Annotated in this window: 25 protein-coding genes and 1 tRNA gene; 14 read left to right on the top strand and 12 right to left on the bottom strand. The window is 66.5% G+C overall.

What is annotated here, in order from left to right; all coding sequences use genetic code 11:
- The first annotated feature begins 3 nt into the window (after positions 1 to 3).
- The gene (locus ACP97_RS10130) at positions 4 to 948 is read left to right on the top strand and encodes an A24 family peptidase (RefSeq protein ID WP_049997705.1); all 945 of its coding nucleotides are present in this window, start codon (positions 4 to 6) and stop codon (positions 946 to 948) included.
- Positions 949 to 954: 6 nt separating this feature from the next.
- Here ACP97_RS10130 and ACP97_RS10135 read toward each other — a convergent pair whose 3' ends face one another.
- Together ACP97_RS10135 and ACP97_RS10140 are read right to left on the bottom strand one after the other, a co-directional pair.
- A complete protein-coding gene (locus ACP97_RS10135) occupies positions 955 to 1,548 on the bottom strand; it encodes a hypothetical protein (protein WP_049997706.1) in 594 nt (197 codons plus the stop codon).
- On the bottom strand, positions 1,545 to 1,916 hold the full coding sequence (locus tag ACP97_RS10140) for a cupin domain-containing protein (RefSeq protein WP_049997707.1): 372 nt from the start codon (positions 1,914 to 1,916) through the stop codon (positions 1,545 to 1,547). The genes ACP97_RS10135 and ACP97_RS10140 overlap by 4 nt, the downstream gene beginning before the upstream one ends.
- Positions 1,917 to 2,000: 84 nt before the next feature.
- Here ACP97_RS10140 and ACP97_RS10145 point away from each other — a divergent pair, with 84 nt between their 5' ends.
- Both ACP97_RS10145 and ACP97_RS10150 read left to right on the top strand, forming a co-directional pair.
- Positions 2,001 to 2,225, top strand: a complete 225-nt coding sequence (locus tag ACP97_RS10145; RefSeq protein WP_049997708.1) for a hypothetical protein — start codon at positions 2,001 to 2,003, stop codon at positions 2,223 to 2,225.
- 11 nt (positions 2,226 to 2,236) lie between these two features.
- Positions 2,237 to 2,923 carry a DUF5828 family protein gene (locus ACP97_RS10150; RefSeq protein WP_049997709.1) on the top strand — a complete coding sequence of 229 codons (687 nt, stop codon included), beginning with the start codon at positions 2,237 to 2,239 and terminating at the stop codon, positions 2,921 to 2,923.
- Here ACP97_RS10150 and ACP97_RS10155 read toward each other — a convergent pair.
- Positions 2,910 to 4,289 carry a hemolysin family protein gene (locus ACP97_RS10155; RefSeq protein ID WP_049997710.1) on the bottom strand — a complete coding sequence of 460 codons (1,380 nt, stop codon included), beginning with the start codon at positions 4,287 to 4,289 and terminating at the stop codon, positions 2,910 to 2,912. The two genes, ACP97_RS10150 and ACP97_RS10155, sit on opposite strands and share 14 nt — an antisense overlap.
- A 98-nt stretch (positions 4,290 to 4,387) precedes the next feature.
- Between ACP97_RS10155 and ACP97_RS10160 the strand changes: the two genes are divergently transcribed.
- From ACP97_RS10160 to ACP97_RS10170, 3 genes are read left to right on the top strand one after another with little or no spacing between them, the layout of a single operon-like run.
- Complete coding sequence (locus ACP97_RS10160) at positions 4,388 to 4,672, top strand: glutathione S-transferase N-terminal domain-containing protein (protein ID WP_049997711.1); 285 nt, start codon at positions 4,388 to 4,390, stop codon at positions 4,670 to 4,672.
- A complete protein-coding gene (locus ACP97_RS10165) occupies positions 4,672 to 5,178 on the top strand; it encodes a redoxin domain-containing protein (RefSeq protein WP_049997712.1) in 507 nt (168 codons plus the stop codon). The genes ACP97_RS10160 and ACP97_RS10165 overlap by 1 nt, the downstream gene beginning before the upstream one ends.
- A complete protein-coding gene (locus ACP97_RS10170) occupies positions 5,175 to 5,750 on the top strand; it encodes an L-threonylcarbamoyladenylate synthase (RefSeq protein WP_079977612.1) in 576 nt (191 codons plus the stop codon). Before ACP97_RS10165 ends, ACP97_RS10170 begins: the two co-directional genes overlap by 4 nt.
- On the opposite strand, the gene ACP97_RS10175 is transcribed toward ACP97_RS10170, so the two are convergent.
- Entirely contained in the window at positions 5,747 to 6,412 is a 666-nt protein-coding gene (locus ACP97_RS10175; RefSeq protein WP_049997714.1) for a CRISPR-associated protein Cas4, read from the bottom strand. The genes ACP97_RS10170 and ACP97_RS10175 overlap by 4 nt on opposite strands.
- A 120-nt stretch (positions 6,413 to 6,532) precedes the next feature.
- On the opposite strand from ACP97_RS10175, the gene ACP97_RS10180 reads away from it, so the two are divergent.
- Complete coding sequence (locus ACP97_RS10180) at positions 6,533 to 7,432, top strand: acyltransferase (RefSeq protein WP_049997715.1); 900 nt, start codon at positions 6,533 to 6,535, stop codon at positions 7,430 to 7,432.
- Here ACP97_RS10180 and ACP97_RS10185 read toward each other — a convergent pair whose 3' ends face one another.
- Positions 7,433 to 7,783, bottom strand: a complete 351-nt coding sequence (locus ACP97_RS10185) for a DUF7344 domain-containing protein (protein ID WP_049997716.1) — start codon at positions 7,781 to 7,783, stop codon at positions 7,433 to 7,435.
- A gap of 130 nt (positions 7,784 to 7,913) precedes the next feature.
- Positions 7,914 to 9,068 carry an AI-2E family transporter gene (locus ACP97_RS10190; protein ID WP_049998479.1) on the bottom strand — a complete coding sequence of 385 codons (1,155 nt, stop codon included), beginning with the start codon at positions 9,066 to 9,068 and terminating at the stop codon, positions 7,914 to 7,916.
- Positions 9,069 to 9,455: 387 nt separating this feature from the next.
- Here ACP97_RS10190 and ACP97_RS10195 point away from each other — a divergent pair.
- Positions 9,456 to 9,528 (top strand) — tRNA-Gly (locus ACP97_RS10195).
- A 3-nt stretch (positions 9,529 to 9,531) separates the two neighbouring features.
- Here the strand turns inward: ACP97_RS10195 and ACP97_RS10200 are convergent.
- Positions 9,532 to 11,298, bottom strand: a complete 1,767-nt coding sequence (locus tag ACP97_RS10200) for an ABC1 kinase family protein (protein ID WP_049997717.1) — start codon at positions 11,296 to 11,298, stop codon at positions 9,532 to 9,534.
- A 13-nt stretch (positions 11,299 to 11,311) separates the two neighbouring features.
- Complete coding sequence (locus ACP97_RS10205; protein WP_049997718.1) at positions 11,312 to 11,695, bottom strand: Hsp20/alpha crystallin family protein; 384 nt, start codon at positions 11,693 to 11,695, stop codon at positions 11,312 to 11,314.
- Between ACP97_RS10205 and ACP97_RS19915 the strand changes: the two genes are divergently transcribed.
- Genes ACP97_RS19915 through ACP97_RS10220 form a run of 4 tightly spaced genes read left to right on the top strand, consistent with a single transcriptional unit; the run spans position 11,694 to position 15,291 of the window.
- Positions 11,694 to 11,831 carry a hypothetical protein gene (locus ACP97_RS19915; protein ID WP_154019994.1) on the top strand — a complete coding sequence of 46 codons (138 nt, stop codon included), beginning with the start codon at positions 11,694 to 11,696 and terminating at the stop codon, positions 11,829 to 11,831. The two genes, ACP97_RS10205 and ACP97_RS19915, sit on opposite strands and share 2 nt — an antisense overlap.
- Positions 11,832 to 11,851: 20 nt before the next feature.
- Positions 11,852 to 12,172 carry a hypothetical protein gene (locus ACP97_RS10210; RefSeq protein ID WP_049997719.1) on the top strand — a complete coding sequence of 107 codons (321 nt, stop codon included), beginning with the start codon at positions 11,852 to 11,854 and terminating at the stop codon, positions 12,170 to 12,172.
- A gap of 39 nt (positions 12,173 to 12,211) precedes the next feature.
- Positions 12,212 to 13,420 carry a molybdopterin molybdotransferase MoeA gene (locus tag ACP97_RS10215; protein ID WP_049997720.1) on the top strand — a complete coding sequence of 403 codons (1,209 nt, stop codon included), beginning with the start codon at positions 12,212 to 12,214 and terminating at the stop codon, positions 13,418 to 13,420.
- Positions 13,417 to 15,291 (top strand): molybdopterin biosynthesis protein, encoded by a 1,875-nt coding sequence (locus tag ACP97_RS10220; protein ID WP_049997721.1) that lies wholly within the window; start codon positions 13,417 to 13,419, stop codon positions 15,289 to 15,291. The genes ACP97_RS10215 and ACP97_RS10220 overlap by 4 nt, the downstream gene beginning before the upstream one ends.
- Positions 15,292 to 15,538: 247 nt before the next feature.
- On the opposite strand, the gene ACP97_RS10225 is transcribed toward ACP97_RS10220, so the two are convergent.
- Positions 15,539 to 16,471 (bottom strand): branched-chain amino acid transaminase, encoded by a 933-nt coding sequence (locus tag ACP97_RS10225; RefSeq protein WP_049997722.1) that lies wholly within the window; start codon positions 16,469 to 16,471, stop codon positions 15,539 to 15,541.
- A gap of 129 nt (positions 16,472 to 16,600) precedes the next feature.
- On the opposite strand from ACP97_RS10225, the gene arcD reads away from it, so the two are divergent.
- Positions 16,601 to 18,037 (top strand): arginine/ornithine antiporter ArcD, encoded by a 1,437-nt coding sequence (gene arcD, locus ACP97_RS10230; protein ID WP_049997723.1) that lies wholly within the window; start codon positions 16,601 to 16,603, stop codon positions 18,035 to 18,037.
- Here the strand turns inward: arcD and ribB are convergent.
- Together ribB and ACP97_RS10240 are read right to left on the bottom strand one after the other, a co-directional pair.
- Positions 18,034 to 18,717, bottom strand: a complete 684-nt coding sequence (ribB, locus tag ACP97_RS10235; protein WP_049997724.1) for a 3,4-dihydroxy-2-butanone-4-phosphate synthase — start codon at positions 18,715 to 18,717, stop codon at positions 18,034 to 18,036. The genes arcD and ribB overlap by 4 nt on opposite strands.
- A complete protein-coding gene (locus tag ACP97_RS10240) occupies positions 18,714 to 19,418 on the bottom strand; it encodes a DUF120 domain-containing protein (RefSeq protein ID WP_049997725.1) in 705 nt (234 codons plus the stop codon). Before ACP97_RS10240 ends, ribB begins: the two co-directional genes overlap by 4 nt.
- Positions 19,419 to 19,638: 220 nt before the next feature.
- Here ACP97_RS10240 and argS point away from each other — a divergent pair, with 220 nt between their 5' ends.
- Positions 19,639 to 21,387 (top strand): arginine--tRNA ligase, encoded by a 1,749-nt coding sequence (argS, locus tag ACP97_RS10245; RefSeq protein ID WP_049997726.1) that lies wholly within the window; start codon positions 19,639 to 19,641, stop codon positions 21,385 to 21,387.
- A gap of 30 nt (positions 21,388 to 21,417) precedes the next feature.
- Here argS and ACP97_RS10250 read toward each other — a convergent pair whose 3' ends face one another.
- Positions 21,418 to 22,032, bottom strand: coding sequence for a DsbA family oxidoreductase (locus ACP97_RS10250; protein ID WP_049997727.1), 615 nt, complete (start codon positions 22,030 to 22,032; stop codon positions 21,418 to 21,420).
- Positions 22,033 to 22,093: the final 61 nt, after the last annotated feature.

Here is a 22,093-nt window from a genome sequence, read left to right on the forward strand (position 1 = left end):
ACCGTGAACGCGCTCACGGACCTGCTACGCCTGTGCTGTCTGCCGCTGTTGGGCTGGGCGGCCGTCCGCGACGTTCGCACCCGACGCGTGCCCGATCGGACGTGGCTGCCGCTGCTCGCGCTCGGCGGCGCGCTGCTCGCGTGGGACGTTTCGAGCGTGCTCCGGGGAACGCGCCCGCTCGACACCGGCGTGTTCGCGCTGCGAGTGGTCATCAGTCTCGGCGTTGTCGCTCCCCTCGGACTGCTCTTCTGGCGGGTCGGCGCGTTCGGCGGTGCGGACGCGAAGGCCCTCGCCGTGCTCTGCCTGCTCTTTCCATCCGTTCCCGCCTACCAGTTTTCGAACGTCGCGCTGCCGCTCGCCGAGACCAGCGGCGTCTTTTCGCTGACGGTGCTCACGAACGCGGCACTCGTCGGCGGGACGGCTCCAGTTTACCTGTTCGCCCGGAACGCGCTCGCCGGGCGATTCACGCCCGAGAGTTTCGTCGGTCGCCCGGTTCGCTGGCGGGAACTCCCGAACACTCACGGCCGACTCCTCGCGCGCGCGAACGGTCTCGACGGTGGTTTCGACCTCGACGCGCTGCGGCTGTATCTCTGCTGGCGCGGGGCGAGCCTCGAACGCCTCCGGGCGACCCCCGACCGCTCGCGCGACCCGACGAGCCTCCCCGAAGAGCGGCCAGCACCGGACGACGGTGCGATCGACCCGTTCGCGGACGGTGGCGAGCGCGCCGACCTGTGGGCTGCGGCGGCGTTTCTCGACGCCGTCGAAGGGAACGCCTACGGAACGACGCCGGCCCGCCTGCGCGCCGCGCTCGACGCGCTCGTGGCCCGCGACCGGCTCTGGGTGACGCCCGGGATACCGTTTCTCGTGCCTTTGTTCGTGGGGCTCTGTCTCGCGCTCGTCTACGGCGACCTGCTGTACGCCGCGATGGGCGCGTTCGGACTGCTGTGACACCCCTCAGCCGAACAGTCTCGCGATCCGCGACAGCAACCCACTCGGTTCGGGTTCCTCGGCCTCCCAAAGCCGGAAGGCCGCGGCGACGTCGGCGTTCTCGCTGGCGACCAGCTCCGCTTCGTCCGGCGCGACGACGAGCAGGTTGATCTCGTAGTGGCCGTAGTAGCCGTACTTGAGCAGCGTTCGGTCGCTGAAGCCCGCGACGAACTTCTCTACCGCCCCGGGGATCGTCTCGACGACGAGTGCGAACGTGAAGTCGGTGCTGAAGTGCTCTTCGTCGGTGTCGATATCCCCACCGAGGTCGTGGCCGAGGGCGACGAGGGTTTCGAGCGCTGCCACGTTCACCCGCTCGTTCCGACGGACGAACAGGTGCTCGAACGAGCCGTGATTAGCGTACGACAGCGCCTCGTGGAAGAACTGCTTCTTGCTCTCCACGCGGAGGTGGCCGTAGAGCGTGAACGGCTCGCCACGAACCCGGTGGTCGCGCTCCAGGTCGTAGTTGAACATGAGCCGGTCGGACACACGGTCTACGTACTCGTCGTCCCAGTCCGGAACGTCTCGGACGGATCCGTCCCCGCGTTCGGCGTCGGAACTCATGGCTCGTAGGCGTGGACATCGCCCGAGACCGGCGGTGCGCCGATGGCGAGGACCTCGACGGCCGCGGTGGCGGTTTCGGGGTTGAACGCTCGCTGTGGGCTGCCGGGGTCGACGGCGAACAGGCCGTTCTCTCCGATTTCGTGGGTCTCTTCGGGCGTTTCGACGTGGAGGGTTCCCGAGAGCACGTAGAAGGCTTCCTCCTGTTCGTCGTGGTAGTGGTAGGCGAGCGGCAGCATCTCGCCCGGTTCGGCCCGAAAGCGATTGAGCGCCAGCCGTTCGAGTCCGGCTGGTTCGGCGAGTCGTCTGAGGGTACAGGGACGGTCGTCGCTCGGTTCGACCGCGCTGGTGTCGAGTGTGCGATAGCCCATACCGTGCCGACGACACAGGCGGACAAAAGCGCACGGTGCACGCCACGCGAACGTTTAAACGGTCGCTCGACGTACGGGACGAGCATGGGTGGAACGGACCGCGAAACGTGCGGTCGGTGTGCCATGACCTCCGTGACCGGCGTCGTCAGCGAGAACAGGGACGGCGAACGGGCGAGCGCGGACCCGTTCGCCGGGTCGCGTATCGAACTGTCCGACCGCGAACTCAGACGAGTCTCGCCGTCGGCGTGGTTCGCCGGCGTCAAGCACAGACTCGATGCGGTCGTGACGCGACTCACCTACGGACAGTAGAGAGGTAGTAGATGGAAGAGAGCATTTCAGGATTCAAAGAGCGCGGCGGGTGGAACGAGATCGTCGAGCACGGCGAGCGTATCACGCACGCACTCGCCGAGTTCGGAGCCGAGGGCGAGGCGTTCGACGAGTGGGACGAGTGGCGGCCGAAAAACCACGAGCGCCTCGACGAGGACGTCAACGAGAAGACCGCCGAACAGGCGAGCATCGGGGAGGGCGAGGGTGAGCGCGCCGGGAAGGCTCCCGACGAGGACCTCAAAAGTGCCGGCGAGAAGCTCTCCCAGTCCTACGCGAACATCGACGACCCCGACGAGGCGGTCGACTCGTGGGGCGAGTCGCTCGAATACGTCGCGCGCGCGGCCGATTCGGCGGGGCGAAAGGCGATTCGTACTGTGGAAGACACGGTCTACAAGAACGTGATGACGCAGGTCGCGCCCTACTACTTCGACAACGAACTCGTGAGCGCGAACCTCCAGCGAACCGACAGCGCCCGCGAGGGCGAGTATGCGGGGTACATCTTCGAGGTCAACGTCAACGACGACGACCTCAAAGACGAAGTATCAGAGCGTCTCGGCGAGTACGAGGACCGCGTCGACCGCTGGCACGTCACGACCGAAAAGCGCACCGAGGCGCTCGAAGCGGTCGAGGGCGGCGAGGTCGACGAGCCGGAGCCGGATACCGACTTCACGACGAACTAGGCTCGTCGTCGACCTCGACCGTCTCGCGTTCGGTCTCGGGCAGTCGATGGACGCGCGCGGTCGTGATGCGCGTGTTCTCGACCGACTCGACCGTGATCTCGACGCCATCGTAGTCGATGCTCTCGCCCTCCTCGACCAGCCGGCCCGCACGATTGAAGATGAAGCCCGCGATGGTCTCGAACTCCTCGCCCTCGGGCAACTCGATGTCGAGGGCTTCGTTGACCTCGTCGATGTTGACTTCGCCCGCCACGAGCACCGTCTCGTCGTCGATGTGCTCGACGGGTTCGCGCTCGCCACCTTCGAGGATCTCGCCGACGATCTCCTCGATCATGTCCTCGACCGAGACCAGTCCCTCGGTGGTGCCGAACTCGTCGACGACGATGGCGATGCGCATGCGATCGCGGCGCATCTCCGTGAGCAGTTCGTCGACGTTCTTCGATTCCGGGACGTGCAGTGTGGGTCGGATGAGGTCCGCGAGGTCGAGATCGCCCGACTCGCCGTAGTTCAGGTCGCGGACGAGGTCGCGGATGTGGACTGTGCCGATGACGTTGTCGAGGCTGCCCTCACAGACCGGGATGCGCGCGTGGCCGCTCTGGACACAGGTCTCGATGGCCTCCTCGATCGACGCCTCGGCGGTGACGGCGGTCACGTCCAGTCGCGGCGTCATCACCTCCTTGGCGATGGTGTTGTTGAACCTGAAGATCCGCTGGAGCATCTCGCGTTCGTCCTCGGCGATGACGCCCTCGCGCTCGCCCGTCTCGATGATGTCCTGGATTTCGTCGCGGGTGACGTAGGAGGTTTCGATGGCCGACCCGCCCCCAGTGATGCGATTGATCTGGCGGGTGAGGTAGTCGAAGACGACGATCAACGGAAGCAGGCCGTATTCGGCGAGTTTCAGCGGGCGGGCGATGGTGAGCGCCCATGACTCGGTGTTCTCGACGGCGTAGGATTTGGGCGCGCTCTCGCCGAACAGCAGCACGAGCGCCGTGATGCCGAACGTGGAGATGGCGACGGCCGCTCCCTGCGAGTAATAGAGCGCGAGCAACCCCGTCGTGATGGAAGTCATGGCGATGTTGACGATGTTGTTCCCCACGAGAATCGTCACCAGCAGGCGGTGCGGGTTGGATTTGAGGTCGGCCATCGTCGCCGCACCCGGCGTTCCTTCCTCGACGAGCGCCTCCACGCGGTGGGAGGCCAGCGAGAACATGGCGATCTCCGAAGAAGAGAAGAACGCCGAGAGACCGATGAGCACCAGCACGACGACGACACCGATGGCGGTGAACGTCCCATTGGAAATCGAGACCCCGAGGACATCGACGGCGAGCGGGGTGGCGGGCGCATCCATCACGAACGCGAGAGGTTGCATCAACGTAGCAACCGTTGCTTGCCGGCCGGATTAAACGTTCGCATGGCGGGGGTCGGTCGAGGCGAAGGGCTTAGGCGGCTCTCGACCCAACCCATGCCATGAGCGCCACCCGCACCGACGTCGCCGAATCGACCGAGCCGCTCACCCTCTACCGGCTTCAGGCCTGCCCGTTCTGCGAACGGGTCGTGCGCCGACTCGACGAACTGGACGTCGACTACGAGTCGCGCTTCGTCGAGGCGCTGCACTCGAAACGCGACGCCGTCAAGCGGGTCTGTGGCAAGCGCACCGTTCCGGCCATCACCGACCCGAACACCGGCGTGACGATGGCCGAGAGCGCCAACATCGTCGAATACCTCGACGGCACCTACGGGGAGCACGCCTGATGGTCGACTTCGACGTGGTGGAACTCGACGCCACCGACCACCCCGAGGCGGGCGAGCAGGCACCCGACTTCACCCGCCCGCTCGTCGACGACGAACTCTGGGCGGACGTCTCGCTCTCGGAACTCCTCGACGACGGCCCGCTCGTCCTGCTCTTTCATCCGATGGACGGGGCGTTCCCGGCGACCTATCTCTGGAACGAGGTTCGAGAGCGCGGCTGGACGGACGACATAGCGGTCGTCGGTCTCTCCATTTCGACGCCGTACGCACACAAGCAACTCATCGCGGAGCGGGGTATCGACGCACGGCTGTTCTCGGACCCACAGAACGGCGTCGCCGAGAAATACGACATCGTCAACGACCTCGATGGGATGGCCGGTGTTTCGGAACCGCGGCCCGCGGCGTTCGTCGTCGACAGGGAGGGGACGATTCAGTACACCTGGGTCGCTGAGGAGTGGCCCGCCTTCCCCGACTACGACGCCATCGAGGCAGCCATCGACGAGCTGTGATGGACGTCTCGCGCGCCGCCGCGGCCGTTGCGGAGGGTGGGCTCGTCGTCTATCCGACCGAGACGGTCTACGGTCTCGGTGCCGACGCGCTCGACGCCGACGCCGTCGGCCGGGTCTTCGAGGCGAAAGGTCGCTCACACGAGAAGCCGATCTCGCTGGCCGTCCCCACAGTGGAGGCGGCGTTCGAGCACACGGACCCGACCGAGCGCGAGCAGCGGTTCATGGACGAGTTCCTCCCCGGTCCCGTCACCGTGCTCGTCGAGGCGGGAGAGGAGGTCCCCGAGAACCTGACCGCCGGGCGTTCCCGTGTGGGGGTGCGCGTGCCCGACCAGCCAGTGGCCCGAAAACTGCTCGAAGGGACCGGGCCGCTGACCTCGACGAGCGCGAACGTGAGCGGGCAGCCGAGCGCGCGGCGCGTCGCGGAGATAGACGAGGGAATCCGTGCGGCCTGCGGGGCCGTCCTCGACGACGGCGAGTGTCCGGGCACCGAGAGCAGCGTCGTCGACGTTTCGTCGGGGAGCATCCACCGGCGCGGAGCACGGGCCGCGGACGTTGCGGCGTGGCTCGACTAGCCCAAGCCAAGCAACGAGCGCAGCGAACGGGTCTTCACGCCACACTCCTCGCGGTACTCGCAGGATTCACACTTCGAGCGGTCGTCGAGGCGCGGCGGCGGGCCGTCGATCGATTCGAGGGTGCGGACCGCCGTGCGGTAGGCTGCCTTCCGTCGCGTCGTCAGCGGTACCTCTCGAACGACGCCATACGTCGGGTACTCGACGAACGCGCGCTCGACGGGCGTCTCGCGTTCGTAGGCGAGCGCCTTCGCGGCCGCGACGGCGTGCACGGTTTGAGGGTGCCAGACGCCGTTTTCGGGCGGGCTACCGGCCGAAATCAATGATGGAACGGGCACATCGGTCTCGACTATCTTGTGGGCGATACCCCGACAGTCCTTGCCCGTGAGGAGCACGTCGCGGTCGGCGGGATCACAGAGCGCCTCGAAGGCATCGAGGCGGGCCTTCGCACACGAGAGGTTGGTCCGGAGCTGGGTCGGCGTGACCTCGATCGGCGCGTCCACGAGGTCGACGCCGTCGAGGATTTCTCCGTAGCGGAAGGCGAGTTCGCGCCGCTCCTCGACTTCCGGCGGCGGGTCGCGGTCGGCGTCGTCCTGCCAGCGATAGTAGCACTTCCGTGGGCAGTAGGCGGCGGTTCTGAGGTCGCTGAAGGCGTGTTTTTTCATGTGAGGGATGGCCGGATCATCCGATATAAACGCTCGCACCACCGCCACTGCGCGCCGACTGGGAGAGCGTATCGGCGCAGTGACGGAAGCCATATTGGCACAGAGCCGCAATTCTCGGCGATGACGAAACGCCACGTGACGCTGCCGCCGGCCGCCAAAAGCGGGTTGCAGGAGTTCCTCACCGACGTCGACGAGCGCCTCTCGGGTCCCGAAGACACCTGTGATGTGGTCGCCGAAACGCTCGCCGGTCTCTACGGCGACGGCGACGCCTATCGACGGTTCCTCGACGGGGCGGACGTCTCGCCGGCCGAGCGGGTGCGATTGCAGGGGTACGACCCCTGCAACGCGACGCTCGAAAGCGAATACTACGCCGAGAAGGATGAGAAAAAGTTCGAGGAATCGAAACATCTCCAGTGGCTCTGGCGGCAGTTCGACGCCACGCCGATGGCTGACAACGTCGACTTCGCACTACGGTTCAGGGAGATGCTCGCCGACCATCTCTTCGCGGAGGCCGGTGAGAACCTCAGACTGTTCAAGGGCATCTCGATGACCTACGGCCACAACATCACGATGGGTGACAATACCGTGGTCCACGACGACGTGCATCTCGACGACCGCGGGGAACTCGCCATCGGCGATCGGGTGAGTATTGCCGATGACTCACATATCTACAGCCACGACCACGACCTCGTCGACCAGACCGCAATCGAGAACTTTCGGACCCTTATCGACGACGACGCACGCCTCGGCTACGACTCGATGGTCCGGGCGGGCGTCCGGGTCGGCGAGAACGCGATGGTCGGCGCGAAGGCCGTCCTCCAGCGCGACGTTCCGGCCCACCACGTCGCGGTCGGCACGCCGGCGAAATCGGTGAGGGTGAAACCCGGCTGGGAGTCGGTCGCCGAGCCAGTCGAGGACGCGAACGCCGACCGTCGCGAACAGCGCCGCATCGAGACCGATCTGCCCACCGGGATGAAGGTCTTCGACGAGTTCGGCCGCGACCTGACGCCGCCGAACTGATTATTTCTCCGGCCACGACGAGTCGGACGCGGTGATGGAGTCGGGCGTCGCGGCGACGGCCATCCGGCTCTCGGGGTCGTACTCGATCGCGCCCCGTTCGACGAGAGCCGGGATGTGGACGTGATGGAGTCTGATGGCGACGCGCGCCCGCTCGTCGTCGCTGACCGATTCGAGAGGGACGGTCTGTTCGCCCGCCACCACGTGGGCCGCGAGCGTGTCGAGTTCGACGGGATAGGCGAATCGCCCGAGACAGCCGAGGAGGTGGCGCTTGCGAGCGTCGTCCGTGCTCGGGACCGACGGGTCGCTCGATGCGAGCGGCGTCGGCTCCCTAGGCGAGGGGTCTTCAGACATGGCGACGGACAAAGAGACGAACGGACCGGTGATAAAGAAATTGCATGACTATTCCGGGTGAACGAAGGTCGTCGCCGAGCCGTTCGAAACATTGGACAACAGCGAACCGACCGCGTGGCGTGCGGTCGCGTCACTCCGCCCCGCTCGCCCCGTCGGTCTCGGCCGTGCCGGCAGCGGGTTCGGAGCCGACGTCGGTGGCCGGACTCGCTTTCGGGCCGATCGTGCCCCCGTGGAGCAGTCCCGGCAGCACGATGTTGACGAACTGAACGACGAAAACGACGACCAGCGGGCCGAAAAAGAGGCCGTACCAGCCGAAGAGCACAGTTCCGAGGATATAGGCAAACATTACGAGTCCAGTATGAAGGGTCTGGCCCGAGAGATACGGCCGGAGAAACATGACGGGCAGCATGTCGAGGAGGACGAACGCGACGACGAAGAAGAGCGCCGGAAACCACAGGAGGGTGGGGTCGGTGCGGAGCGCCTGCCCGGCGAGATACAGTCCGAGCGGAACATAGACGAGTTTGCCGACGACTATCGGCACGAAACTCGCAAGCCCCGTCGCCAGCGCGAGCGTGGTCGGCAGCGGAATCGAGAGCCGTGGCGGGGCGAGAACGTTCAGCCCGTTGTAGACGGCGACGGCGACCAGCGCCACGAGCAACACGGTGAGCACGTTGCCGAAGTACACCGAGTGGAGGTCGCGGTCGATGGCCGAAAGGAAGGCGTGAGGAGTCGTTCCCTCTTCGCCCACTTCGGCGCGAAACCACGCCGCGAGGTCGTGGTCGTCGCGCAGGAGATAGAAGGCGAATGTCAGCGACAGAAAGACGTGCAACAGACCGCCGGTGAGCGTCGAGAGCACGCCGAGACCCTGGCTGACCGCCTGTTGGAAAACGCCGGAGCCGCTCAACTGCTGTCTGAGACTGCTGAGTGCATCGAGCGGGCCGCCCCGGAGCTTGGAGACATCGAAATACGGCTGGAGGAACTGGGTGTACTGGTCGGCAAACGGTCCCTGGAGCGAACTGAGCTGGCCGAGACCGATGACGACGAGATACGCACCGAGAAGCAGTGCCGGCAGCGCGACCACGACCATCGTCAACGCGGCCGCCGGACCGCTCGATACGTGCCCTTCGAGCCGGCGATTGACGGGTCGAACGGCGTAGTAGACGAACAATCCGAGCACGAAGGTTCCGACGAAGGAGTAGCCGACGAACAGCACCGTCGCCGCGACCACGAGTCCGACCAGCCACCAGCCGAGGCGCGAGCGGTCGCCGAGAACGTCGAGGTTCATACGGAAGGAAACGGCGAGCGCGGGAAAACGCTGCTGCCGGCGCGAGGTCGTCCGCACCATGATGAACCACCACAAAACTCATTACGAGCAACCGGCTACTGGGAAGTGGGACGACGGTGCTCCCGCTCGAAGGCAGGTTCGCAAAACGGTGAGAACCCCGTTGCGTGGCATCACCCTGTCTTCGGGGTTTTCCAGACTGGTCCGCTGCCAGTCTATCGACTTCGAGTCCCCTCGGGACAAAAACGTTCCGCTTTCCGCGTAGTGCCTCGAAGAGCGCGTTCAAACCCGTGTGAACGGCCATCTAGTTTTTCGAGCGATGTTGGCCGTCGGTCGGCGGTGTTCCGTGACCGTCATCGTTATCACGGCGGTGGCACAATCGTGCGACGAGCGTCAGTGGTGTAGCCTGGTATCACCTCAGCTTCCCATGCTGATGACCCGCGTTCAAATCGCGGCTGACGCATCCTCAGTCCGTTTCGATCTCACCCTCGGGGTCGCCCGTCGGCGCGCCCACCGGCTCCGACTCCTCGCTCGTGTCGGCCATCGCCTCGATGCCGCCGGTGCCCTCGGCCTCGGTCGGGCGCTGCTGGCTGAGTCCCTGTCGAGTGAACTCGGGGGTAGCACGCGTCCCCGAGCGCCCGCTCCGGAACGAACGGATCAAGAAGAGCGCGACGCCGACCGAGAAGGCGGCGGCGACGACGGTCGCGCCCGTGGTCGCAAACGAGTAGAGCATCGCCGTCGAGATGACGCCCGCGGTGAGCAGCGCGCCGAAGATGAGGCGGTTGGCGAGCGACTCGAACAGGCCGTCGGTGTCGTCGAGGTCGGCGTGAACGGAGAGATTTCCCTGATTCAGCGAATCGAGCGTGCGCTCCAGTTTGGGCGGGGTCCGCACCGCGGCCTGTGCGAGGTCCTGGACCTCCTCGCCACGGCTCTCGAGGAACTGCTTGATGCCCTCCTCGCGATAGCCCTCCTCGACCAGATAATCGGTGGCGACTGAGATGAAGTCGAAGTTCGGGTCGAGCGTGACACAGACCCCTTCGACGACCGTGGCCACGCGGAGCACCAGCGCGAGGTTGGCGGGCAGGCGGAGCGGAAATTCGTAGATCGTGTCCTCGACTTGCCCGACGACTTCTTGAATGCGATACTGGTCGACCTCCTCGCCCCGGACGTCTTGAATGGCGAGTTCCATCACGTTGCCCATCGTCTCGCGGTCGGCCTCGGGACTCAGGGTGCCCATCTCGACGAGCGCGTCGAGGATGGCGTCGATGTCCTGATTGGCGATGCCGATGTAGAACTCGACGATCTTGTCCTGAACGTAGCCCTCGACGCGGCCGCTCATCCCGAAGTCGTAGAACACCAATGTCCCGTCGGGCTTGACCGAGAGGTTGCCCGGATGGGGGTCGGCGTGGAAGACCCCATCTTGGATTATCATCTGGAGGTAGATGCGTTCGAGTCGCTCCGCGAGTCCCGTGCGATCGATGCCCATCGCGTCGAGTTCGTCGATGGCGGTGATCTTCGTCCCGCCCACGTACTCCATCGTGAGAACTCGGGGTGTGGAGTGACTCTCGACGACGCTCGGGATGCGAATCGTCGGGTCGGCCTCGAAGTTCCCCTTGATCTCGTCGAGCATCCGCGCCTCACGCGCGTAGTTGATCTCCTGATGGATGGTAGTGTCGAACTCGTCGGCGAGCGTTTCGAGCGAGAACGAACGTGCCTCGCCGATGAAGCGGATGATGACGGGCAGACTCCACTTGATGACCTTGAGGTCGGCCTCGACGAGTTCCTCGATACCCGGTCGCCGAACCTTCACCGCGACGTCTTCGCCGTCGAGTTCGGCCCGATAGACCTGTCCGAGGCTCGCTCCGGAGATGGCGTCGGTGTCGAAACTATCGAAGGCGTCCTCGGGCGCGCCGAGTTCGTCCTCGATGACTGGCTCGGCTTCGCTCCAGTCGGCCGGCGGCACCTCGTCCTGGAGTTTCGAGAACTCCGCGACGTACTCGGGCGGGAGGACGTCCGGGCGCGTCGAGAGGATCTGGCCGAGTTTGATGAACGTCGGGCCGAGTGTGAGAAGGGTGTCGAGCAGCGTTCGCGCGCGCTCGCGGCGCATCGCGCCCGTGACCTGCCGCGAGCCACCGAAGAGGAGAAAACGGCGGCGGTCGCGCAGATAGGCGACGATGAGCGGGAGGAACTGCCCGATAACGACGAAAAAACGCCCGTACGCGCGAAGGTTCACAGCGCGCTCCCCGTCACGTCCCGGCGGCCGACCCCGACTCCTCGCCGGCCGTTATCGGAATCGCCGTCTCGTCGGTGCCCCCGCGTTTGGGCAGGCGCAGCGTGAGCGTACCGCGGTCGAGCGAGCCGTCGGCCGCGCTCGCGTCGACGTCCGGCGGCAGCGGGAGGTCGGTGTCGAGAAAGAGCGGACGGTCCTCGCGCTGGTAGCGAAATTCCATCGGGAGGTTTTTCTCCCGACGCGCTTCGACGTGGAGGTGTGTATCCTCGGTGCGGACGTCGAGCGTCTCGCTGCTCACGCCGGGGAGGTCGATGACGAGGAGATACGCCGTCTCGGATTCGTACAGGTCGGCGAACACCGGGTCCGGGAGGTCACCCAGCGCGTTCGACAGCGCGGACATGGTCGTTCGAAGCAGCGCCACGGCGAAAAACCCCGCGGTAGCGGCCGTCGAGGTCCTCGATTACGCCGGTGAACGGTCCGAAACGGTCCGAAACAGTGAGAAACCGTCCGCAACCATCGGCACCCTTCTTGTCTGACACGGTGCTGGTGAACAGTAATGACGCAGGCCTCCCGCGACGGTGTCGAGACGAACGGACGTGACTTCCCCGCAGTGGTGCTCCGCAACGAGGACGACGCTGCCCACGCGCTCGACGTGCGTATCACCGCCAGCGACGGTGTGGTCGACAGAGCCAGCCACACCGTCGCCGGCGACAGCCAGTACGCCATCGAATCGACGGGAACGAACGGGGAGACGCTACGGGTCGAGCTGCACGCGGACAACGGCGGGGCCGCGAGCCTCACCGTCGACGCCGGGCGCTCGCTCGTCCCGGAGTTCGTCGTCCGCCGGGAGACCATCCTCGTCGCCGGCCTGAACTGACCGCGGGACGTTTTTGCACCCGCCGTCCAATGGATAGTCATGAGCGACGCCACCGCCGGGTTCAAGCGACTGACGCGCCTCGCCGACGTGCGCGAGCGGCTCTCCGAGTATCTCACGCCGGTCGAGCGCACGGCGACCCACCGGCTGGAGGCGGCCGACGGGCGCGCCCTCGCGACACCGATCGACGCCCAACGCGACGTGCCCCACTACGAGCGCGCGGCGATGGACGGCTTCGCGGTGCGCGCACGCGACACCTTCGGGGCGAGCGAGCGCTCGCCGGTCCGTCTCGCTCGTGCCGAAACGGTCGGGCCGAACAGTGGAACATGGGTCCACACCGGCAGCGAACTCCCCACGGGAGCCGATGCGGTGGTGATGGTCGAACACACGGAGACGAGAGGCGAGGAGATCGAAGTCCGCGAACCGGTGGCCGAGGGGGCGAACGTCGCGCCCGTCGGCGAGGACGTCACAGTGGGAACGCGCCTCTACGAACCCGGCCACCGGCTGCGACCGTCCGATCTAGGCCTGCTCAAATCCGCCGGGATAGGTGAACTCGAAGTCTACGAACGGCCGACCGTCGGCGTGATCCCGACCGGTGAGGAACTCGTCCAGCACGAACCGGAAGCCGGCGAGACGATCGAGACCAACGGTCTCACGGTCTCGCGGTACGTCGAGCGCTGGGGCGGCGCGGCGACCTACCGGGCGGTCGTCACCGACGAGCGGGCGGCGCTGCGGGCGGCCATCGAGCGCGACCTCACAGAGGATATCGTGGTGACCACGGGTGGGTCGTCGGTCGGCGAGCGCGATCTCGTCCCCGGAATACTCGACGAACTCGGCGAGATGCTGGTCCACGGCGTCGCGCTCGAACCCGGTCATCCGGTCGGGATCGGAGTGGTCCAGGACACGCCAGTGCTCGCGCTGCCAGGCTACCCGGTCGCGGCCATCGTCACCGCCGTGCAGTTGCTCCGACCGGCGCTGAAGCGGATGGGGCACCTGCCCCGCCATCCACAGCCGACGACCGAGGCGCGCCTCGACGGGAAGATCCCAAGCGAACCCGGTACGCGGACGTTCGCGCGCGTCGAACTGCGCAAGGGCGAGGCGGGTCGGATGGCCGTGCCGGTGCGGACGGGCGGGGCGGGCGTGCTATCGAGCGTCGCGCTTTCCGATGGGTGGGTCGTCGTCCCCGAATCGAGCGAGGGGTTACCCGCCGGCGAGACCGTCGCCGTCGAACACTGGGAGCGCCTGCCATGAGCCGCAAGGAGTTCCGTGACCTCGCAGCCCCCGAAGAGGCCCACGCGACCATCGCCGACCTTGACGTCGGCGGCGGGAGCGAGATCGTTTCACTCGCCGAGGCGAGCGGGCGCGTACTCGCCGAACGGGTCGATGCCGGCCTCGACGTGCCGGGGTTCGACCGCTCGGCGCTCGATGGCTACGCGCTCCGCGCGCGGGACACCTTCGGCGCGAGCGAGGGCGACCCCGCCGAGTTTTCGATCGTCGGAACCGTCGAGGCGGGCGAGCGCCCGGCGGTCGAAATCGGAAACGAGGAGGCGGTCGAAATCGCTACTGGAGCCGTGATGCCCGACGACGCCGATGCAATGGTGCCGGTCGAGCGAACCGAAGAAGTCGAGGACGGGTTGCTCGTCCGCACGTCGGTGACGCCGGGCGAGAACGTGATGGCCGCGGGCGCGGACATCGCGGCCGGCGAGCGCGCGCTCGGTCCCGGGACCCGTCTCACCGCCCGCGAGATCGGCCTGTTGTCGGCGCTCGGCGTCGACGAAGTCCCCGTGCGCGCGAAGCCGCGGGTCGGCATCGTCTCGACGGGTGACGAACTCGTCCGCCCCGGCGAAGCGGTCGACAGCGGGCGCGGGCAGATCTACGACGTGAACAGCTACACGACGGCTGCGGGCGTCAAGGAGGCCGGCGGCGAACCCGTCGTCTATCCCCACGCGGGCGACGACATGGACGCGATGGAGCGGGTACTTCGAAAAGCCGCCGACGAGTGCGACCTCGTGCTCTCGTCGGGGTCGACCTCCGCGAGCGCCGTCGATGTCGTCTATCACGTCATCGACGAGCAGGGCGAGCTGCTGCTGCATGGGGTGGCGATCAAACCCGGCAAGCCGATGCTCGTCGGCCGGCTGGCGGGGGCGGCGTACGTCGGCCTTCCCGGATACCCGGTCTCGGCGCTGTCGATCTTCCGCACGTTCGTCGCACCGGCCATCCGTCGTGCCGCTGGCCAGTCGGAACCCGCAACGGCGACCGTCGAGGCGTGGATGGCGAACCGTGAACGCTACGAGGGCGGTCGTCGTCGGCTCGTGCCGGTCGGGTTGGTGGCTGACGGTAGCGGGGAGATGCTTGCCTATCCCGTCGACAAGGGCAGCGGCGCGACGACGAGCCTCGTCGAGGCCGACGGTATCGTCGAGATGCCGGCGGACGTCAACTACCTCGACGAGGGTGAGCGGGTCACAGTAGAACTGTTCTCGCCGGAGGTTCGCCCGCCGACGCTGTTCGGCGTCGGCGAGGACGACCCGCTCGTTTCGCGGCTGCTCGACCGTCTCGACCGTCCGCGATATCTCGGACAGGGCAGTCGCGGCGGTCAGCGATGGCTGCGCGACGGTGTGGCCGATGTCGCCGTGAGTTCGGTGACCGAGGCGGAGGTCGGTATCGACCTCGGCGGCTGGACGCGCGAGTGGGGATTGGTGGTACCCGACGGGAATCCCGACGGTGTCGAAGGGCTTGCGGACCTCGTCGATAGGGAGGTGCGCTTCGTCAATCGACCGACCGAATCGGGTCTCCGGACGAGTCTTGCGAACGCGCTCGCCGACCTCGCCGACGAGCGCGGCGTGGAGCGCCACGAACTCGTCGAGTCCATCGACGGGTTCGAGTTTACCCTCGAAGCCCACGAAAGCCCCGCGCGCCGGGTGCTCGCGGGCGACGCGGACGTCGGACTCGGCCTGCGCGCGACGGCTGCGAAACTCGGCTGTGGATTCATCCCAGTTGGGAGCGAGCGAGTGGCCGTGCTCGCAAACCCCGAGCGCACGGACAAACCAGGTGTCGAAGAACTCGAAGCCGAACTCGACGAGATCGACGACCTGCTCGACGAGTTGCCCGGCTACGGCCGCTGAAGGGCCGGGCGGCGGCCGGTTGCGGTGCGGCGCGGGGTCTCGGCGGATGAAGGGCGAGCGACCGAACGGATGTGAGGGAGCGAGGGCTTCTGTGGTGCTGTGCGAGGAGTGCCCGCGCGAGTGGAACGAGCGCGGTTCGCCGCGAGCGACCGCAGGGAGCGAGCAGGAGTTTTTGATAAGCGTTTTTACGAGGGGTTGACCGAGCACCGCAGGCGCGAGGGAGTACCCTCTGTAAAAAAGTGGATGCTTACGGATAGAGGAACCACTCGTCGTAGTCGTCGGTCCAGCGCTCGACGACTTCGAAGAACGTCGATTGGATGGCTTCAGTGACGGGACCCCGCTCGCCCGCGCCGACGGTGACGTCGTCGACAGAGCGGATGGGCGTGATCTCGGCGGCGCTCCCGGTGAAAAAGAGTTCGTCGGCAGTGTAGAGTTCGCCGCGGCTGATGGCCGCTTCGTCGTGGACCGTGTAGCCGAGGTCCTCGGCGAGCGTGATGGCCGTCCGGCGGGTGATACCGTCGAGAATGCTCTCGGCGAGACCGGGCGTGTAGATCTCGCCGTCGTTGACGAGGAAGATGTTCTCGCCGGGACCTTCGGCGACGTTGCCCTCCTTGTTCAGGACGATGGCCTCGACGTAGCCATTCCTCCGGGCTTCCTCGCCGGCGAGCATCGAATTGACGTACAATCCTGTCGTCTTCGCGTTCGTCGGAATCTGGCTGGAGGCGTGTTTGCGCCACGACGAGACCATCACGTCGACACCCTCTTCGAGCGCTTCCTCGCCGAGGTAGGTGCCCCACGGCCAGCAGGCGATGGCGGTGTTGGTGGGACAGTCCCCGGGGCTCACGCCCAGGCTGTTGTAGCCGTAGTAGGCGATGGGACGGATGTAACACGACTGGAGGTCCTGCCGGTCGATGAGTTCGAGGGTGGCCTCGGTGAGTTCCTCGCGCGAGTGGTCGATCTCCATGTCGTAGGGCTTCGCGGAGTTGTAGAACCTGTCGAGGTGTTCGTCCCAGCGGAAGATGGCCGGACCTTCCTCGGTGTCGTAACACCGGACGCCCTCGAAGATGCCCGAGCCGTAGTGCAGTCCGTGAGTGAGCACGTGCACCTGGGCATCCTCCCAGTCGACGAACTCGCCATCCATCCATATCGTGTCGACGTCCATGTCCTCGAAGCCGCTCATACCCCGAAATCGTCGGGTGGCGTCTTAAATCCACGAGTGTCGGTTGGCCCAACGTTTGCCGCTCCACGTCGATACCCTGAGATAATTATACCGCGGCGTTTAATTACCGCGAGAAATTACTCGGCGTCGATGAACGACTTCGCTCCCCTCGCCTACGAGGACATCGCGCCGTCGCAGCGGCCGAGCCTCGCCGAGGCGCTCGTGCCGGTCGCCGCGGTCGTCCTCGCCCTCGGCATCGGGTCGGGCTATCTCGGTCTCGCACCGCACGGGCCGTTGCTGTGGGCCATCGTCTTCACGGGGTTGTTCGCCCGCTACCGACTCGGCTACGACTGGGAAGCACTCTACGACGCCGCCGCGAGCGGCCTGCGGATGGGCTTACAGGCGATTCTCATCCTGTTCGTCATCTACGGTCTCATCGCCACGTGGACGAGCGCCGGCACGATTCCGGGCCTGATGTACTACGGTCTCGGCCTGCTCACGCCGACGATATTCCTGCCGGTGACCGCCGTGCTCGCGGCGGTCGTGGCCTTCGCGGTCGGCTCCTCGTGGACCACGGTGGGAACGCTCGGGGTGGCGTTCATCGGCATCGGCGAGGGACTCGGGGTCGCCGCCCCGATGACCGCTGGCGCAGTCGTTTCGGGGGCTTACGCCGGCGACAAGCAGAGTCCGCTCTCGGACACGACGAACCTCGCGGCCGCCATCACCGACACGGACCTCTACGATCACATCCGGGCGATGCGCTTCGGTACCGCGGTCGCGTTCGGTCTCTCGGTGCTCGCCTACGCCGGCCTCGGTGCGGTCGTCATCGACGGTGCCGGCGCGAACGCCGCGGCCATCAGCGACCCGCTCGCGGCGACCTATGCCCTTGGACCGCTCGTCTTCCTTCCACTGGTCGTGACGTTCGGTCTCGCCATCTACGGGGTTCCGGCGCTGCCGGCGCTGCTGGCGGGCGTCTTTTCGGGCGTGTTCACCACGATCCTCGCACAGGGCGCGTCGTTCACGCAGGCGTGGGACATGTTCTTGAACGGCACAGCTCCAAAGACGGGCAGCGAAGTCGTCAATGGCCTGCTCACGACGGGCGGCATCACCGGCTCGGCGTGGACCATCGCGGTCGTCGTCGCGGCGCTTTCGTTGGGAGGATTGCTCGAACGCACCGGTATCCTCGCGGTACTGGCTCACCGCCTCGCGGCAGCCATCGACTCGCCCGGCTCGCTGGTCGCCGGTACCGGCGTCGCCGCGCTGGCGACCAACGCCGTCACCGCCCAGCAGTACATGAGCATCGTCGTCCCCGGACTCAGCCTGCGAGGCCTCTACGACGAGTATGACCTCGATACGACCGCGCTCTCGCGGGCGGTCGAAGCCGCCGGCACGCCCTCCGGACCGCTCTTCCCGTGGCACGCCGGCGCGGTCTACATGGCCGGCGTGCTCGGGTTCGCCACGTCGTGGGCGTTCGTGCCCTACTACTTCTTCGGCTTTCTCTCGCCGGCCGTGCTGTTCGTGATGGCCTATACGGGTCGCGGCACCGACCAGCGCACCCGGACGAACGCGGTAGCGGCCAACGACTAACGGAGGGCGTCGAGGAGGTCGCGTCCCTCGACGTACACGAGTCCGTTGCGCTCGGCGTAGGCCTGCGCGCCCGCCGGCGAGAGCGCCCCGCCGGCGTCGTCGAGCATCTCACAGACGACGACCGCCGGCGATCGGTCGGCCACGTCGGCCAGTGCGAGTGCGAGTTCGGTGTGGCCGCGGCGGTCGGCTACGCCATCGGCAGCCCCACGGAGCAGATGGACGTGTCCAGGGGCACGGAACTCGTCGGCGAAATCGGTCTCGTCGGGTGCGGCAGCTGCACGACCGAGCGCGGTGATGGTCTTCGATCTATCGTCGTCGGTGATACCCGTGTAGGTGTCACGGTGGTTCACCGTCAGCGAGAACGACGACCGGTCGCCGTAGCTCAGTTTCCCCCCGTCGGCCGCGGGGTGGTCGATCGCCTCGCGGGCGAACGGGAGATCGAACGCCCGTGCCACGCTATCGGAAAGCGCGACACAGACCAGTCCGCCGGCGTCGTTGCGCAGGCGTGCGAGCGCGTCAGGCGTGACCGCGCTGGCGGGATAGACGAGGTCGGTCTCGCCCTCGCGGTCGGCAGCGTCGTGAATCAAAACTGGTTCGCCCGCGGCCAGCGCCTCGATCGCGCGCTCGACCGGCTCCGCGCTCCCGTGATCGACCGCGTGGTCGCTCGTTCGCGAGGTCACGGTGCCACCTCGATACGCACGGTGATGGAATCCTCGTCGTCGAGTCCGAGTTCCTCACGGAGTTTTGCGGGGGCGATGACTTCGAGTTTGTCCTCGTCGTGGTGGGTGCGTTCGGGCGCGATGACGTGCGCGCGGTCGTACTCCGCTTCCCCACTCAGCACGGTCGCGGGATAGCAAAACGCCGGCCCGTAGGTGCGCTCGTCGTCCTCCCAGCCGTCGATTTTCACGGGTGTGGCGGCGTCGAGCGCCGTGCGCGCTCTGGTGCTCTCGGCGGCGAGCGAGACGTTGAGCGTGCCGGGAAACGGCTCGTAGCCCAGTCGCTCCTCGAACTGGGCCATGTAGCCGGGGAGCGAGATGTAGTGGCGGCCCTCGCCCATCCCGCTCGTCACAGTCCCATCGAGTTCCACGGTCATCTCCTCCTCGAACAGCCGTCGGTAGTCGGCGTATTCGGCCCGGAGCGCACGCTCGCCGGCATCCGTCACCGCGACCCACTGGCCGTCGGCGACGGTCTCGCGGGCGAGGAAGCCGGTATCGTCGAGATGCTGGAGGCGTCTGGAGGCGGTCTGGTTCGAGGCGTCGAGGTCGGCCGCGAGGTTCGCACACGAGATCTTGATGTCGCCGCCGAGCGCGCCGTCGAGCGCGAGCAGCTTGAGCGTGGCGAGTTCGTCGTTGCCAACTGTACCCTCGGTTGCCATCGACATGCATCGACAGAGCGGACCGGCCCGGATAAGCATACCGGATATAGGATGGATAACAAAATCGTGATGGTCGAGTGGTGGTCGGATGGTGCTTGGAGAGACGTCGGGCCGGCGACGGTAAATCCCTCGGCTTCCGGCAGCGAAACGTGCACCCATCCGATCTCCTCGAACCGCCTCCGTTCGAACCCAACACGCATTTAGCGGGAGCCACGGAAGCCGAGGTATGTTCCTCTCCCTTCGCACCGACGTCGCCGGGGCGCTGTCGGACGCACTCGCCACGCTCGACGTCGAGACGACCGACCCCGGCATCGAGGACCCCCCAGAGAGCGTCGATGCCGTCCTCGCCTCCAGCGTGGCCTTTCGGTTGGCTGCCGAGGTGGGTGCGCCGCCGCCACAAATCGCCGGCGACCTCGCCGCAGCAATCGACCCCTCGGCGTACGACTACATCGGCGAGGTTTCACAGGAAGGTCCGTACGTCAACTTCCATCCCTCGCAGGCCTACTACGACGATACCCTACAGACGGCCGGCGGCGAGGGGTTCGGCCGGCTCGATCGGAAGGACGAGACGGTCGTCGTCGAGCACACGAGCGCGAACCCCACTGGTCCCGTGCACGTCGGTCGGGCACGCAACCCCATCGTCGGCGACGCGCTCGCGAACGTGCTCGACTTTGCTGGGTACGACGTCTCGCGCCACTACTACGTCAACGACGCCGGCCGGCAGATGGCCGTGTTCACGTGGGCCTACGAGACCTTCGAGGAGAGCGATCTCCCCGAACCGGCGCGCGACAGGGGCGATTACGACCTCGTACGCTACTACCGCAAGGGCAACGAGTTTCTGGAGGAAGCAAGCGAAGCCGAACAGCGAGCCGTCGAGACCGAAATCAGCGCGATCCTCGAAGGACTCGAAGCGGGCGACGAGGCGACCTATGACCGGGTAAACGAGGTCGTCGAGGGTGTGCTCTCGGGGATGCGCGAGTCGCTCTCTCGCCTGCCCGTGGATTTCGACGAGTTCGTGAAGGAAACACGATTCATCCGCGACGGCTCGACGGAGGACCTCGTTTCACGGCTCAAAGAGACCGACTATGCGGTTTACGAGGAGGATGCGTGGCAGCTCGATCTGCCGAGCTTCGAGAAGAATCTGGTCTTTCTGCGCTCCGATGGAACCAGTCTTTACACGACGCGCGACTTGGCCCACCACGAGTGGAAGTTCGCCAACTTCGACCACGCCGTCACCGTGTTGGGAGAGGACCACAAACTGCAGGCCGAACAGCTCCGCGAAACCCTCGATATTCTCGGCAACGACATCGACAAACTGGATTCGGTCTACTACTCGTGGATCAACCTCCCCGAGGGCGGGATGAGCACCCGCGAGGGCACCGGCGTCGACCTCGACGACCTGCTCGACGAATCCATCGAGCGCGCCCGCGAGGAGGTCCAGTCCCGCCTCGATACGCGGATCCGCGACGACGAACTCGACGACGGGGACGTGGCGCGCATCGCTCGCCAGGTTGGCATCGGCGCGGTGCGCTACGACATCGTGGCCAAACAGCCCGCGAAGTCGATCACCTTCGAGTGGGAGCGCGCGCTCGATTTCGAGGCCCAGAGCGCGCCGTACGTCCAGTACGTCCACGCGCGGACCTGCGGAATCCTCGACGAAGCCGAGGGGATCGACGAGATTCCAGAAACCGTCGACGCGAGCCAGCTCACGACCGACGCGGAGCGTGAATTGCTCGAAGTCGTCGCCCGGTTCCCGGCGGTCGTCGAGCGCGCGGCCGACGAACTCGCCCCCCACGTGGTGGCGACCTACACGCGCACGTTCGCCGAGGCGTTCAACGCCTTCTATCGCGAGTGTCCGGTGCTCTCGGCCGAGGGTGAGGTGCGCAGACAGCGCCTCGCGCTCGTGGCTGCCGCGCGACGGACGGTTGCGAACGCGCTCGGGCTACTCGGCGTCGCCGCACCCGAATCGATGTAGGCCAGCGCTGCTAGTGAACAATCCAGGATCCTATTCGCCGCGAACGAACGCGTCGAGTTCGTCGGCCGAGAGGAACCCCGTCTCAGTGCGGCCGTCCGCGACGAACGTCGGGACGTCCGTGACACCGCTGTGACGCGCGTCGGCGAAGCGTTCGGCGAGTCGCTCGCGAGACTCGTCGTCGGCGAGGACGCCGTGAACGGTATCCGCCTCGATACCGACGCTTGACGCCACGTCGGCCAAGACGTCCTCGTTGTCGATGTCGCGGCCGTCCTCCCACAGCGCCGCGAACAGCGCACCGTCGAGGGCCACCCACCGGTCGGGATGGTCGTTTTTGACGGAGAGCGACACCAGCTGTGCGTCGTGTGAATCGACCTTCGGGACGGTATCGGGGGCGAGCATCTCGCTCGCGTCGTGTTCCGCTCGCAGTTGCTCGATGGGCTGTGCGACTTGCTCGGGGTAGCCCATCCCGCCCTCGATGTCGCCGTTCGCGTCGCGGCTGTCGCCACGGAGGTCGTAGGGCCGCCAGTCGACGACCAGCGGTTCCTCGCGCATCCCTCGATACCGTTCGAGGGAGCGATGGGTGAGATAGCAAAACGGGCAGGCGTAGTCGGCGTATTCGCGAAGCGTCGCTCTGTGATCGGCCATACACGGGGTACGGCCGCGACGGTATATGTGTCCCCCGACCCCGACGGGTGTTCGTCCCCGA

The organism is Halococcus sediminicola, assembly GCF_000755245.1.
GTDB classification, from domain to species: Archaea; Halobacteriota; Halobacteria; order Halobacteriales; family Halococcaceae; genus Halococcus; species Halococcus sediminicola.